This is a genomic window from Duffyella gerundensis (genome assembly GCF_001517405.1).
Taxonomy (GTDB): domain Bacteria; phylum Pseudomonadota; class Gammaproteobacteria; order Enterobacterales; family Enterobacteriaceae; genus Duffyella; species Duffyella gerundensis.
Map to the genome: position 1 here is coordinate 1,991,808 of NZ_LN907827.1, position 14,936 is coordinate 2,006,743.

Consider the following 14,936-nt stretch of genomic DNA (forward strand, 5'->3'; position numbering starts at 1 on the left):
TTTTGTTATTTGCCGGTGGCGACGTCAATGCCAGGGAAATATTTCTTCGCCAGCGCGGTCAGCGTGCCATCCGCCTGCACTTTGTCGATTGCCGTATCCAGCTGCTGCTTCAGCGCGCTGTCATCCTTGCGCAGACCAAAGCCGATGCCGCTACCGAGGATTTTGTCATCTTCTACCGGCTTGCCGATGAAGGCGAACCCTTTGCCCTGCGGCTTATCGAGAAAACCAGACTGACCGGCGGCTGACATCACCAGCGTGCCGTCGAGACGGCCAGCGATCATGTCGTTATAGACCTGATTTTGATCCTGATACGAAGTCACGGTTACGCCTTTTGGCTCCCAGTGTTTCTTCGCGTAGGTTTCCTGAATCGAGCCCTGCAGCACGCCAATGTTCTTACCCTGTAAGCCTTCCGCCGTGGCCTGTTTCAGCCCGGAACCCGCCTTGCCCACCAGCATGCTCGGAATGCGGTACACCGGTTTGGTGAAAGCAATACTCTTTTCCCGCGCTTCGGTGATGTTCATCGCTGAGTTAATGGCGTCAAACTTTTTAGCCGCCAGCGCCGGGATCAGCGCATCAAAACTGCTTTCCACCCAGCTGCAGGAGAGCGCCGCCGCCTTGCAGATCGCATTGCCCAGTTCAATATCAAACCCTTCCAGCTCACCCTGCGCGTTACGGCTTTCAAACGGCGGATACTGCGATTCCACGCCATAACGCAGCGTCTCCTGCGCCAGAACAGAAGCCGATGAAAACAGACCCACAGCCACAAACAGTGCACTTAACTTTTTCATTGATTTTCCCTGCGGTAAGGTGGTTAACGAGGCAGTACCTGACACAGCGCCTGTGCCCCAAGCAGTAAGGTAGCGTCATCTTTAGCAAAGGAGAGACGAATCAGCCGGTTATCGGTGCCGTCGGTGTAAAATGCCGACAGCGGAATGGTCGCCACACCGTGGTCGACAATAAGACGTTTTACCATTTCGCTGTCGCTTTCGTCACTGAAATGTCCGTAGCTGGCGAGCATAAAGAATGAACCGGCGGAAGGCAGCAGCCTAAACGGCGAGTCGCCCAGCGCCTGCGCCAGCAGATCGCGCTTGCGCTGATAAAATTCGCCAAGCGACAGCCAGGTGTGCGGATTGCGCAGATATTCCGCAAAGCCGACCTGCATCGGCGTATCGGCGGAGAACATCATGAACTGATGGACTTTAACCACCTCCTCCATTAGCGCGGCGGGTGCCAGACAGTAGCCAACGCGCCAGCCGGTAACGTGAAAGGTTTTGCCAAATGACGACACCACCACGCTGCGCTCGGCCAGTTCCGCATGGGTGGCCATGCCGCAGTGGCGACGGCCATCAAACAGAATGTGCTCATACACTTCGTCGGAGAGCACCACAATGTCGGTGTGGCGGGTCAGCGCGGCAAGCTGCGCCAGATCGGCATCGCTCAGTACCTGCGCACTGGGATTGTGCGGCGTGTTGATAATGATCATCCGCGTGCGCGGCGTGATTGCCGCTCGCACCTCGTCCCAGTTGATGGCGAAATCGGGCTGCTGCAGTTTGAGGGCGATCGGCGTGGCGCCCTGCAGACGCACTACCGGCGCGTAACTGTCAAACGCCGGCTCAAAGAAAATCACCTCATCACCGGCGTGCACCAGTCCGGCAATCGCCATATAGAGTCCCTGGCTGGCGCTGCCGGTGATTAATACTTCGCTGCCGGCATCGTAGTCACGGCCATACAGACCCAGCACCTTTTCTGCCAGCACTTCGCGCAGCGCAGGTAAACCGAGCATCGAGGCATATTGATTATGCCCTTCGCGCATCGCGCGGCTGACCGATTCAACCAGCAGCGGATCGCACGGGAAATTGGGCGCGCCCTGCGACAGGTTAATGGCGTTGTGCTGTGCGGAGAGCTGGCCAATCACGCTGAAAATAGTGGTGCCGACGTCGGGTAACTTCGAACGTGGCGCGACGGCTGAGGACAGGGTCATAATGGCTCCCGCGGAGTGCATAAGATAAGCGTAAAATTGATTAGCTATTCAACGACCTTGTGCTTGAGGCGACAACTGATATGTTGTCATAATAGCCATGCAAAAAACTCATAGCTAAGGATGATCATGCCTCGCCGCCCGCTGCCGTTGAACGCCCTGCACGCCTTTCTGGTCACTGCCCGCCATCTCAACCTGACGCGCGCCGCGCAGGAACTCTGCATAACGCAGGGTGCGGTGAGCCGTAAAATCGCCGCGCTGGAAGCCTGGCTGGGGTTTTCGCTGTTTGAGCGCCATGCGCGCGGGCTTTATCTCACCTCGCGCGGTGCGGCGTTGCTGCCCGAGCTGAATCAGGGTTTTGCGTTGATTGCCGACGCCGCCGATAAGGCCACCAGCCAGAGCGCCCGCATGACGTTAAAAGCGCCCACCTGCGCCCTGCGCTGGCTGCTACCTAAGCTGATGGCGTTTGAACAGCAGCATCCTGAGATTGAGGTGGCGTTAACCACGACGCTCGATCACAGCCAGCAGCTGGACGGCTTTGATGCCGCCATTCTGTATGGTGCCCAGTTGGATCAGGCCGATGTGCTGTTTGCGGAGACACTGACGCCGGTGGTGAGCCGCTCGCTGCTGGATGGCGACACGCTGTCGCTGGCGGCGCTTTCCCGCCTGACCTTTTTACACCCGACGCAGGATGATATTGACTGGCGTTTATGGCTGCAGGCGCAGCGGGCCGAGGTGAAAATGGCGCGTAATCAATACTTTGATACTATGGATTTGGCGATCAGCGCGGCGATTCAGGGGTTTGGGGTGACGGTTGCCGATGTGACCTTGATTCAGGCCGATCTGGCGAGCGGCCGACTGCATGCGCCGTTCAGCGCCAGCGTGAAAACCGGCGCCGTCTACAGCGTACTGTATCGGCGCCAGGAGACCACGGCAAACCAAGCGGCACTGATCGCCTGGCTCCAGGGCAATTAATCAGAACGACACCCACTCATCGCTGCTGCTGGCAGCGGCAGTGGGCGCAAGACGCGGACGCAGTGGTGTTTGCGGAGCGGCAACCGGTGCCGCAGCGGCCTGGGGTGCCAGCCGGAAACGCGCCACTGAACGCTGCAGCTCTTCGGTCTGACGCTCCAGCGCACCGGCGGCGGCGGAAACTTCTTCCACCAGCGAGGCGTTCTGCTGCGTCACGCTGTCCATTTCCGCCACGGCGGTGCCCACCTGCGAAATGCCTTTGCTCTGCTCATGCGACGCGTCGGCGATCTGCTTCATGATCTCATTCACGTCAGACACCGCTTTTAACATCTCATCCATGGTGCTGCCCGCGGCATTCACCAGCTGAGAGCCTTTGTCGACGCGCTGTACTGATTCGCTGATCAGCGTTTCGATCTCTTTGGCAGCACCGGCACTGCGCTGCGCCAGATTACGCACTTCGCTGGCAACCACGGCAAAGCCACGGCCCTGCTCACCGGCGCGCGCCGCTTCTACCGCCGCGTTTAGCGCCAGAATATTGGTCTGGAAGGCGATGCTGTTGATCACGCTGGTGATCTCAGCAATTTTCTTCGAGCTGCCGGTGATCTCTTGCATGGTTTGCACCACGTCGTTGACCAGCTCGCCGCCCTTGCTGGCGGTTTTGGTGGCGGTCTGTGCCAGGCTACTCGCCTGTTGCGCGTTGTCAGCGTTGAACTTCACCGTGGCGGTGAGCTGCTCCATGCTGGCTGCGGTCTGCTCCAGCGCGGCGGCCTGCTGTTCGGTGCGTGAGGAGAGATCGTTGTTGCCCATCGAAATCTCGGCCGCGCCGCGATAGATATTGTCGGTGCCGCTGCGAATGGCACTCACCGCATCACGCAGGCTGTCCTGCATGGCGTTGAGTAACGGCACCAGCTTGCCGACGCAGTTGCGGCCAAATTCCTGTACCGGATGGCTGAGGTCGCCATCGGCAATAAACTGGAAATGCTGGCGAATTTTATCCAGCGGACGCACCAGCATGGTGACCAGATAACGATCGGTGAACAGCAGGATCACCAAACCAAAAACCACCGCCGCGATGATGATCGATTTAGTGATATCAGTCAGACGATCCACCGTGACGCGCGTTTGATCGAGTAATTCGCTGGCACGCTGATTGTACTGTTCAGCGCTGGCGCCGAAAGCGCGGCTGAGTGCCGGCGTTACGTTGCTGGCGTGCGTGCGAAACGCCGCCAGATCGCCACTTTTGGCCAGCGTCATCTGCGGAACAATGCCGGCATCAAGCAGCTTCTGCCAGCTGTCGATCACCGCAGCTGACGTAGCCGCGTCCATCGGGCCGGGCGCGCCCGCTTTAAATTTTACCAGCTGCGCTTCCATCGCATCAAGCGCGGCGGCGGCTGGCGCGTAATCGGCGGCCTGTGGCGTTTTGCCGGCGGCGGCACCGTCCATCACCCGCGACAGGCGCGTGATGAAACGAAAATATTGGTCATTGCCTTTGCTCAGCAGGGTCATTTGCGACACCAGCTGACGGTCAACGGTGTTACCGTCGCCCAGTTTACCCAGCGCATGCACGCTGTAGAGACCAACCCCTGACCAAAGCAGACAAAAAACGCCGAGTATCCACAACATGACACTGCGAATAGAGAAGTTTTTAAGAATTGCCATAATGAGTTCCTTGCTGACCCATACTGTTATTGCCCGACACACGCGGGATTAAGCAGGTTATCGGCAGCAAAGAAAGAAAATGTAAGAAAAAACGTCGCGGCACTATTTACCCACGGCATCAGTATGGTTATTTGAGTTTTACCATCGCCCGGCGAAACAGCGACAGAATACGCAGCCGACGCTTCATAAAGTTCTCTTTCAGCGAGATATGTGCCTCGCCCTGTCGTCCCAGACAGAGGGTGATGTCATTATCCGGTCGCCAGGCAGGCCAGGCGACCTTGCCCTCCAGCGTTGAGGAGAACGGCGTGGCGTAACGGGCGAAGTTAAGCCAGTACTGGCTCACGTCTTCGGCAAAGGCGCGGTCGCCGTCGGTGATTTCCCGACCAGCTTCAATGGCCGGCACCTGATCCAGCGTATTGAGCGTATAGACGATCTCTGCGCCGTGCCACGCGCCGTCAGGACACAGATCGCGCGAACGTTCGGAAACATAGTCGAACCAGTAGCGCCAGCCCGGCATTCCCACCTGGCACTGCGCGGCAACCACCAGCTGGCTCATCGCGGTAAAAGCCATATCGCGTGATACTGCTCGACCCAGTGCGCGATCGTCATGCAGGTCATACATCCAGTTCAGCAGCTTGTAAACCGGCCGACGACGACGACGCAGATCCGCCACCAGCGCCGAGGCGTTTACGCCAAAATAGTCGAGCACGCTGCTTTCGTCGCTGTTGCTGCCGATCAATATCGGCAATTTATGCTGCCGGGCGCGGGCAAACACCTTGAGCATGGGCAACGGCAATACCGCATCCCCGGCAATCGGCGTCGGCCCGATGCGCATGCCCGGCGGCAGCAGGGTCAACGCCTCGGCTGGCAAAGCGCGCAGCTGTTCGGCGCTGGGCTGCTCAAGGGAGAAATGACGGGCAACTTTTTCGCCTAGCGCCAGCGCTTCAGTGCGTGATACATCAGGCAGTGCATAGGCGCTCTGCGCAATGCCTTTGTGAAACAGCCCCTGCGCCAGCGGCGAACAAAACAGCGACAGCACGCTGCGCGCGCCGGAAGATTCACCCATGATGGTGACGTTGTGGCGATCGCCACCGAAAGCGGGAATATTGCGTTGCACCCACTGCAGCGCGGCGATTTGATCGAGCAGCGCAAAATTATTGATGGTTTTGCCCGCCGGATATTCCGCATCCAGCGCCGGATGTGCAAAAAAGCCGAGATGGCCGAGGCGATAATTAAGGGTCACCATCACCACGCCGCGCGCGGCCAGGGGTTTACCGCTGTAGGGTGCCAGCGAGCCAGCACCCAGCGCGTAGCCGCCGCCGTGGATCCAGACTATCACCGGCAAAGGGCGAACCGGTTCAATTTCCGGCGTCCAGACATTGAGATAGAGGCAGTCTTCATCCGGCAAAGCGGGATCGCCGCCGCCAATTTCCATGCACACCTCACGGCTCTGCCAGCTGGCGCTGCCCCAGGCCAAAGCATCACGGCAACCGTGCCAGGGCGTGACCGCAGCCGGTGGTCGCCAGCGACGTTCGCCTGTCGGTGGCGCGGCGTAAGGGATGCCTTTAAATACCGCGATCTCTCCCTCGGCGGTGCCCGCCAGTTGGCCTTCGGCGGTATTCACCGTGATGTGCTGCTGATTTTTCATTTTCTGTTCCATGGCTTTACCTCTGCTTATTATTTCCGTCAGCAGCGGTCTTGTCCATGTTGTGGGGCGATTTGCAGAGTAAGTCGGGGGGAGATTGGCTGGCAACAGAGCAGGCCCGCTTCCGGATGAAGCGGGCAAAAAAATCAGCTGGCAAAGCGGCTTTTAGCCATCAGCATCAGCGTGGTTAACACCGCCGGGATCGCCAGCAGCAGGAAAACCTGGCTGAAGCTCCAGCCGAGCGTCAGCATTTCAGCACCGGCAAAGGCGCTAAGAATGGCGCCGATGCGGCCCACGCCGTGCATCCAGCTGGAGCCGGTCGCGCGGGCATGCGTGGGATAATAGCTGGCGGCCAGCGCGTTCATGCCGGTATTAGCACCGTTGAAACAGAAGCCGCTGCAGAAGGCGATGCCACTCATGATGGCGGCATGCGCCGGGCTGAAGCCCAGCGTCACGATGGCGATGCCGCCGCAAAAGTAGATCGCGGCCAGCGCCAGATTGGCGTTGAAACGATCCATCAGCCAACCCGCAAACAGCGATCCAACGGTGCCGCCCGCCTGATACATGGCGGTAATAATCGCCGCTTCGGTGACCGTCATGCCTACGTTATTGACCAGCGTTGGCAGCCAGCTGCCAATCAGGTAAACCAGAAACAGCCCCATAAAATAGCTGCCCCACAGCATCAGGCTGCCGAAAAGGTATTGCTGCGACAGTACGGTGCTGATGGCGCCCTGCTGCTGAGTGCGCGGATCGGGCAGACAGTAACGATCGCCCACCTGGGTGGTGCCCGGCAGCAGACGCGACAGAATCTGATGAATACGCTCGGCGGGTGCGTGACGAGAAATCAGGAAGCGCACCGATTCCGGCAAAAAGAGGATCAGCAGCGGCAACACCAGCAGCGGCAGGATACCGCCCAACAGCATCACAGAGTGCCAGCCATAGCGCGGGATCAGCCACGAAGCCGCAAAGCCACCGGCGGCCGCACCAAAGGTGAAGCCGCAGAACACCACGGTAATAATAAAGGAGCGCCGACGCTCGGGGGAAAACTCTGCCACCAGCGTGCCGACGTTGGGCATCGCTGCGCCCAGCCCCAGGCCGGTGAGGAAGCGGAACAGCATCATCTGTTCGATGGAATTGGCCATGGCGGTGGCCAGCGTCCACAGGCCAAAAAAGAACACGCTGAAGATGATAATCATGCGACGGCCGTAGCGATCGGCCAGCGGCCCGGCAAAAATCGCGCCCAACGCCAGGCCAATCAGCGCGGCGCTGATCACCATACCTAGCTGGTGATTGCTGACCTGCCAGATAGCGCGTAACGACGGCGCGATAAAGCCCATCAGCGCGATATCCATGCCATCCAGCGCCACCACGATAAAACAGAGCGCGATGATTTTTTTCTGCCAGGCGCTCAACGCGCTCTGATTAATAAGTTGGCGAACATCAATCGCCTCAGCCTGGCTCGAGCCTGGAAATAGCATTTTTACCGCCATCAGTTTTGGTAAAAAATTTGGCCGCTATGATAGCGGATCGTTAACTATCCCGCCTGCGGATTTTAATAATAATGAGAATTATTCAATGCAACAGCATTTCAAGCTACTGTATTCCAAAAGGTTAATAATTTGGCTTTTATGCAGCAGAGGTGGATTTTGAGCTAAGTCTCTCTTTTACTGCTATTTTTGACGCTGACGCGCAAATGTTAAATATATTTTGCAATAAGGTTAACAAAACGGAGTTTTGTTGCTTGCCTGACCGGCCCTGCATTCACTAATTTGCAGCTATGGACAAAAACTATATTTTTAATCAGCGCATCCGCCTGCGCCACTTATACACCTTTGTTGCCGTTGCGCAGCAAGGCACTTTAGGCCGCGCCGCAGAGACGCTGAATCTTAGTCAGCCTGCCCTTTCCAAAACGCTTAACGAGCTGGAAGAGCTGGCCGGGACACGGTTGTTCGAACGGGGCCGACTTGGCGCGCAGCTCACTACTATGGGTGAACAGTTTCTCACCCATGCCGTGCGTGTGCTTGACGCGCTGAATCATGCCGGGCAAAGCTTCAGCCCGGCGGTGGAAGGCCAGCCAGAAATCATTCGCCTTGGCGCACTGACTACCGCGGCAATGGGCATGCTGCCGTTGATTCTCGATCGCTTTCACAAACAGCAACCGCAAACCACCGTTCAGGTGGCCACGCTGCATAACAACGTGCTGCTGGCGGGCCTGAAAGGCGGTGATTTTGATGTGGCGATTGGGCGCATGGCGGACGCCGACATGATGACCGGCCTCACCTATGAACTGCTGTTTCTCGAATCGCTGAAGCTGGTGGTCAGGCCCGATCATCCCCTGCTTAACGACAACGTGACGTTGTCACGCGCATTGCAGTGGCCGGTGGTGATTTCGCCGGAGGGCACGGCACCGCGTCGCATTGCAGAAGCGATGATGGCTGAGCAGCAATGTTCACTGCCAACGCACTGCGTGGAGACCTCATCGACCTCGCTGGCACGGCAGCTGGCGCAGCGTTACAACTACGTCTGGTTTGTGCCTTCTGGCGCAATTAAGGAAGATTTAACGCATAACGCGATGGTTGCGCTGCCGATCGCCTCCAGCGGTCCCGGCGAGCCGGTGGGCATTATTACCCGCACCGGCCACGCGCTGACCCTGAGCGGCGAGATTTTACTGGCGACCATCCGCAAATGCCATTCCGGCTAACGGCTGCGCTTGGCGTGCCGCTCGCGATTATCCAGCCGCGCCTGCTCACTTTTACGCAGGCCAACGTACAGCGCGCCCGAGCCGCCATGATGCGGCTGTGCGGCGCAGTAAGTCTGCACCTCGTCAAACTGCTGTAGCCAACAGGCGAGGTAGCTGCGCACCACATTAGCGTGCGATTCGTCATCGCGCCCTTTGCCGTGAATAATAAGCAGGTTACGCAGATTGTCCTTGCGCGCCTGAATCATAAAATTGAACAACGCCTGACGGCAGCTCTCCACTGGCTGACGCCGCAGATTCAGGCTGGCGTCCAGCTGATATTTGCCTAACCGCAGTTTATCGAGCACGCCCTGCTGAATGCCTTCCGCTTTATATTCCAGCGGTGTGTCCAGCGGGATCACATCAATAAAATCTCGAGTAAGAAAGTTATCTACCAGCGCCTGCTCGTGTTGCGCACGCGTTAATTTGGGGGTAGGTGATTTCAGCCAGTGAATATTGGCACAATCTTTCAGTGGTGTGACGTCTTCCATGGCGTCCAGGAACAGGTTTTTATCATCAAGGATCATGGTTTCCTCTCACGCCGCTAAGGCCTGCGCTATGGGCCTGGTTCACAGACAACCGCGAAAGTTTAGCAAACCCCGCCGGATTGCCTCAACTGGCAACCGAAGAATTCTCGGCGACGCTCGCAATCGGCAATAAAATAAGAAAACCTTATCTCAGATCAAACCGTTGGCTTTTTAATCAAAAAATCCCTGTAATTTATATGCCTTCCTGTCCGGCTATCGGTTTATTCTGATAGGGGAAAATGTTAAAATTGATGTCAGTCAATTATCGTCGAGCGTACATTATGATCCCGGAAAAGAGAATTATTCGGCGCATTCAATCTGGTGGTTGTGCAATTCACTGCCAGGATTGCAGCATTAGTCAACTCTGCATTCCCTTCACTCTGAACGAACACGAACTGGATCAACTGGACAATATTATTGAGCGCAAAAAGCCTATTCAAAAAGGCCAGACGCTGTTCAAGGCGGGCGACGAACTGCGTTCACTTTACGCCATTCGTTCCGGCACCATCAAAAGCTACACCATCACCGAACAGGGCGACGAGCAGATCACCGGATTTCATCTCGCCGGGGATTTAGTCGGCTTTGATGCCATCGGCAATGCGCAGCATCCAAGCTTTGCGCAGGCGCTGGAAACCGCCATGGTGTGCGAGATTCCTTTTGAGACGCTCGATGACCTCTCCGGCAAGATGCCGGCGCTGCGTCAGCAGATGATGCGACTGATGAGCGGCGAAATCAAAGGCGATCAGGATATGATTTTGCTGCTGTCGAAAAAGAACGCGGAAGAGCGTCTGGCCGCTTTTGTCTGGCGTCTGGCGCACCGTTTTGGCCAGCGCGGCTTTTCTCAGCGCGAGTTTCGTCTGACCATGACGCGCGGCGATATCGGCAACTATCTTGGCCTGACCGTAGAAACCATCAGCCGCCTGCTCGGACGTTTTCAGAAGAGCGGTATGCTGGCGGTGAAAGGCAAATATATCACCATCGAAAATCACGCCATGCTGGCTGAACTGGCTGGACAAAGCCGCGGCGCAGCTTGATTCCGTGCCGGATCAATAAATGTTATTTTATTGATCCGGCTGGAACTTTTTCACTTCTTCCGCGACCCTACTTAGGCTATCTTTAAACCAGACTAGCTTTGGAGTAAGGAGTTGCCATCATGCTTAAATTCAATAATATCCTGGTTGCCATCGATCCCCAGCAGGACGATCAGCCAGCGTTGCGCCGTGCGGTTTACCTCAATCAACGCATTGGTGGCAAAATCAAGGCCTTCCTGCCCATCTATGACTTCTCTTATGAAATGACCACCCTGCTGTCGCCAGATGAGCGCACCAACATGCGCAAAGGGGTGATCAGTCAGCGCACCGAGTGGATTCGCGAGCAGGCAGCGGCCTACGTTGAAGCCGGTGTCGATATTGAAATCAAAGTGATCTGGCACAATCGTCCGTTCGAGGCGATTATTCAGGAAGTGCTCAGCCATCAGCACGATTTGGTGCTGAAAATGACCCACCAGCACGATCGGCTGGAGGCGGTAATCTTTACTCCAACCGACTGGCATTTACTGCGCAAATGCCCTTGCCCGGTATGGATGGTGAAAGACCAGCCGTGGCCGGTGAATGGCAAAGCGGTAGTGGCGGTCAACTTAGCCAGCGAAGAGCCGCATCATGATGCGCTGAATCAGAAGCTGATTCGTGAAACCACTCAGCTGGCCGAAATGGTTAACCATACCGAGGTGCATTTAGTCGGCGCCTATCCGGTTACGCCAATCAATATTGCTATCGAGCTGCCCGATTTTGATCCCAGCGTTTATAACGACGCCATTCGCGGCCAGCACCTGGTAGCCATGAAAGCGCTGCGTCAGAAGTTCAGCATCGGCGAAGAGTTTACCCACGTTGCAAAAGGTATGCCTGAAGAGGTGATCCCGGAGATTGCTCTGCAGCTTGACGCTGGCGTGGTGGTGCTGGGCACCATTGGTCGCACCGGCTTATCAGCCGCCTTCCTCGGCAACACGGCCGAACAGGTGATCGATCATTTGCGCTGCGATCTGCTGGCAATTAAGCCAGATGATTTTGTCTCGCCGATTGCGCTGGATAATGATGAAGAGGATTAAGCTGTCGATATGACGGTGTAATGAAGAAACGGGGCTAACGCCCCGTTTTTTATGGCCTGACTACGCTTCCAGCGCTTTCAGAATCGCCTCGACGCTCTGTTTGGCATCACCGAACAGCATCTGCGTATTCTCTTTGAAGAACAGCGGATTTTGTACCCCGGCGTAGCCGGTGTTCATTGAGCGCTTAAACACGATGACGTTCTGCGCCTTCCACACTTCCAGCACCGGCATCCCGGCAATCGGGCTGCGTGGATCGTCCTGCGCCGCCGGATTCACCGTATCATTGGCCCCGATGACCAGTACCGTGTCAGTGTCGCTGAAATCATCGTTGATCTCATCCATCTCCAGCACGACGTCATAAGGCACTTTGGCTTCGGCCAGCAGCACGTTCATATGGCCAGGCAAGCGCCCTGCTACCGGATGAATACCAAAGCGCACCTTAATGCCGCGCTTACGCAGACGCGCGGTAATGTCAGCCACCGGATACTGCGCCTGCGCCACCGCCATACCATAGCCGGGGGTGATAATTACCGAACTGCTGTTTTTCAGCAGCTCGGCGGTCTCAGCCGCGCTGATTTCACGGTGCTCGCCCGCCTCTTCTGCTTCGCTTCCTGCACTGCTGTCGGTACCAAAACCGCCGGCAATCACGCTGATAAACGAGCGGTTCATCGCCTTACACATGATGTAAGAGAGGATGGCACCGGACGATCCTACCAGTGCGCCGGTGACAATCAGCAGGTCATTGCTTAGCATAAAGCCCGCCGCCGCCGCCGCCCAGCCTGAGTAGGAGTTGAGCATTGACACCACGACCGGCATATCCGCGCCGCCGATTGAAGCGACCAGATGCCAGCCAAATGCCAGAGCAATCACCGTCATCACCAGCAAGGCAAACGCCTGCGCACCGGTGCTCCCGGTGCTGACAAACCACAGCAGCAGCAGAAACGACACCACCAGCGCCAGCAGGTTAAGCCGATGACGATGCGGTAACATCAGCGGTTTCGACGACAGGCTACCGCGCAGCTTGCCAAAGGCAACAATCGAGCCGGTAAAGGTCACCGCACCGATAAAGATGCCAAGGAAAACTTCCGTAAGATGGATGTTTTCCATTACCGGCAGCAGGCCTGGTGCATGATCGAGATAGCTGTTAAAGCCGACCAGCACCGCGGCCAGGCCAACAAAACTGTGCAACACCGCAACCAGCTCCGGCATCTGCGTCATTTCTACTTTTTTAGCCAGCCGAATACCGATTGCGCCGCCAATCACCATCGCCACCAGCACCCAGCCAACATTGCCGCTGTAAGGGCCGAAGATGGTGGCCAGCAGCGCAATCGCCATGCCGCTCATGCCAAAAAGATTGCCCTGCTTCGAGGTCTCGTGCTTTGACAGCCCCGCGAGGCTACAAATAAAAAGAATTGCGGCAACAATGTATGCTGCAGTCACTAATCCGCCAGACATGCTGTTACCTCTCAGTGTTTACGGAACATTTTCAGCATGCGCTGAGTGACGGTGAAACCACCGAAAATATTGATGCTGGCAATCAGCACCGCCACAAAAGCAAAGAACGTGACCCAGCCGCCATGACCAATTTGCAGCACTGCGCCAATCACAATGATGCCGGATATGGCGTTGGTGACCGACATCAACGGCGTATGCAGCGCATGACTGACGTTCCAGACCACGTAGTAACCGACCACGCAGGAGAGCGCAAACACGGTAAAATGCGACAGAAATTCGGCGGGCGCGACGTTAGCCAGCGAAGCAAACAGCACAATCGCCAGCGCGATCGGGCCATATTTACGCCACGGTGAAGCGGGTTTGGCCGGCTGAACCTCGATCGCCGCGATTTTCGGTGCAGCAGCTTTTGGCGCGGCTGAAACCTGAATCGGTGGCGCGGGCCAGGTCACTTCGCCGTCGCGCACCACGGTCACACCGCGGATCACCACGTCGTCGAAATCAATGGTCACGCGGCCATCTTTCTCTTTGCACAGCAGCTTCAGCAGGTTGACCAGGTTAGTGCCATAAAGCTGAGAAGATTGCGTCGGCAGGCGGCTGGGCAGATCGGTGTAGCCGATGATTTTTACACCGTTATCCGTCACCACGATCTCATCCGCGCGGGTTAAGGCGCAGTTTCCGCCGGTTTGCGCTGCCAGATCGACAATCACGCTGCCCGGTTTCATCGCGGCCACCATTTCTGCGGTAATCAGCTCCGGTGCCGGTTTGCCCGGAATCAGCGCCGTGGTGACGATGATATCGACATCACGTGCCTGAGCGGTGAACAGCGCCATCTCAGCGGCAATAAACGCCGGTGACATCTCTTTGGCATAGCCATCACCGCTGCCCGCCTCTTCTTCGACATGCAGCTCAAGGAACTCGGCACCCATACTCTGCACCTGCTCTTTGACCTCCGGCCGCGTGTCGAACGCGCGTACGATAGCGCCCAAACTGCCCGCCGCGCCAATCGCCGCTAGCCCGGCCACGCCTGCACCAATGACCAGTACTTTGGCCGGTGGCACTTTACCCGCCGCGGTGATCTGGCCGGTAAAGAAGCGTCCAAACTCATGGGCCGCTTCGACAATGGCGCGGTAACCCGCAATGTTAGCCATTGAACTTAGCGCATCCAGCGACTGCGCTCGCGAGATACGGGGCACTGCATCCATCGACATCACGCTGACCTGTTGCGCGGCCAGCTTCGCCATCAGCTCTGGGTTCTGTGCTGGCCAGATAAAGCTGATCAGCAGCGTACCCGCGCGCATCAGCGCTATTTCGCTGTCGGTTGGCGCATTAACCTTGAGAATAATCTCTGACTGCCAGACGGTAGCCGTGTCGACCACGCTGGCGCCCGCCTCACTGAAGGCGCGATCGTCAAAGCTCGCCCGCTGACCCGCCTGCGCTTCAATAGCCACACTGAAACCCAGCGCGATCAGCTGCTCCACCGTTTTCGGTGTTGCCGCCACGCGGGATTCATTGGGCAGCCGCTCTTTCGGTACACCAATCAACATAATGTTCCCTTTCATCAAATGAACGATATCTTGTTATATAGCGTTTTGAATTAGCGTGATACGACCTGTATCAAACTGTTAATAAGCTACTGAAATTCGGGATAGCGATCTATTGCTTATCGCCAGGCAGGAAGTTTTTGCCTTTATATTGTCGAATTGTCGCGTTGCACTATCCTGCTCTGCGGTGAATGGGCTATTTACTGACATATTCTGCTGAGCCGAATCGTGTCGAAGATGATTTACTGCTGATAAAAAACAAATACTTAACAGCTAGTTAGCTGATTTTCCGTTAAGTCTAACCACGCCAGGTGGTTA

General features: G+C 56.8%; 12 protein-coding genes. 4 read left to right on the top strand and 8 right to left on the bottom strand.

Features of this window, described 5'->3' with window-relative positions; translation table 11 throughout:
* Positions 1-5: 5 nt before the first annotated feature.
* Together EM595_RS09260 and EM595_RS09265 are read right to left on the bottom strand one after the other, a co-directional pair.
* On the bottom strand, positions 6-788 hold the full coding sequence (locus EM595_RS09260) for a transporter substrate-binding domain-containing protein (protein ID WP_067430762.1): 783 nt from the start codon (positions 786-788) through the stop codon (positions 6-8).
* Between the two features lie 23 nt (positions 789-811).
* Positions 812-1,981 (bottom strand): methionine aminotransferase, encoded by a 1,170-nt coding sequence (locus EM595_RS09265; protein ID WP_067430764.1) that lies wholly within the window; start codon positions 1,979-1,981, stop codon positions 812-814.
* A gap of 126 nt (positions 1,982-2,107) precedes the next feature.
* Between EM595_RS09265 and EM595_RS09270 the strand changes: the two genes are divergently transcribed.
* The gene (locus tag EM595_RS09270) at positions 2,108-2,953 is read left to right on the top strand and encodes a LysR substrate-binding domain-containing protein (RefSeq protein WP_067430766.1); all 846 of its coding nucleotides are present in this window, start codon (positions 2,108-2,110) and stop codon (positions 2,951-2,953) included.
* Here the strand turns inward: EM595_RS09270 and EM595_RS09275 are convergent, their stop codons facing one another.
* The 3 genes from EM595_RS09275 to EM595_RS09285 all read right to left on the bottom strand — a co-directional run bounded on the left by EM595_RS09275 (position 2,954) and on the right by EM595_RS09285 (position 7,732).
* The gene (locus EM595_RS09275; RefSeq protein ID WP_067430769.1) at positions 2,954-4,609 is read right to left on the bottom strand and encodes a methyl-accepting chemotaxis protein; all 1,656 of its coding nucleotides are present in this window, start codon (positions 4,607-4,609) and stop codon (positions 2,954-2,956) included.
* Between the two features lie 127 nt (positions 4,610-4,736).
* Positions 4,737-6,257 (bottom strand): carboxylesterase/lipase family protein, encoded by a 1,521-nt coding sequence (locus EM595_RS09280; RefSeq protein WP_067435329.1) that lies wholly within the window; start codon positions 6,255-6,257, stop codon positions 4,737-4,739.
* A 143-nt stretch (positions 6,258-6,400) separates the two neighbouring features.
* A complete protein-coding gene (locus EM595_RS09285; protein WP_067430773.1) occupies positions 6,401-7,732 on the bottom strand; it encodes an MFS transporter in 1,332 nt (443 codons plus the stop codon).
* Between the two features lie 299 nt (positions 7,733-8,031).
* Between EM595_RS09285 and EM595_RS09290 the strand changes: the two genes are divergently transcribed.
* Positions 8,032-8,955, top strand: a complete 924-nt coding sequence (locus tag EM595_RS09290) for a LysR substrate-binding domain-containing protein (protein ID WP_067430775.1) — start codon at positions 8,032-8,034, stop codon at positions 8,953-8,955.
* Here the strand turns inward: EM595_RS09290 and smrA are convergent.
* Positions 8,952-9,518 carry a DNA endonuclease SmrA gene (smrA, locus tag EM595_RS09295; protein ID WP_067430779.1) on the bottom strand — a complete coding sequence of 189 codons (567 nt, stop codon included), beginning with the start codon at positions 9,516-9,518 and terminating at the stop codon, positions 8,952-8,954. The two genes, EM595_RS09290 and smrA, sit on opposite strands and share 4 nt — an antisense overlap.
* A gap of 281 nt (positions 9,519-9,799) precedes the next feature.
* Between smrA and EM595_RS09300 the strand changes: the two genes are divergently transcribed.
* Positions 9,800-10,552, top strand: a complete 753-nt coding sequence (locus EM595_RS09300; protein ID WP_067430782.1) for a fumarate/nitrate reduction transcriptional regulator Fnr — start codon at positions 9,800-9,802, stop codon at positions 10,550-10,552.
* A 119-nt stretch (positions 10,553-10,671) separates the two neighbouring features.
* Entirely contained in the window at positions 10,672-11,622 is a 951-nt protein-coding gene (gene uspE, locus EM595_RS09305; protein WP_067430785.1) for a universal stress protein UspE, read from the top strand.
* 60 nt (positions 11,623-11,682) lie between these two features.
* Here uspE and pntB read toward each other — a convergent pair whose 3' ends face one another.
* Positions 11,683-13,077 (bottom strand): Re/Si-specific NAD(P)(+) transhydrogenase subunit beta, encoded by a 1,395-nt coding sequence (pntB, locus tag EM595_RS09310; protein ID WP_067430788.1) that lies wholly within the window; start codon positions 13,075-13,077, stop codon positions 11,683-11,685.
* Between the two features lie 11 nt (positions 13,078-13,088).
* Positions 13,089-14,621, bottom strand: coding sequence for a Re/Si-specific NAD(P)(+) transhydrogenase subunit alpha (pntA, locus tag EM595_RS09315; RefSeq protein ID WP_067430791.1), 1,533 nt, complete (start codon positions 14,619-14,621; stop codon positions 13,089-13,091).
* Positions 14,622-14,936: the final 315 nt, after the last annotated feature.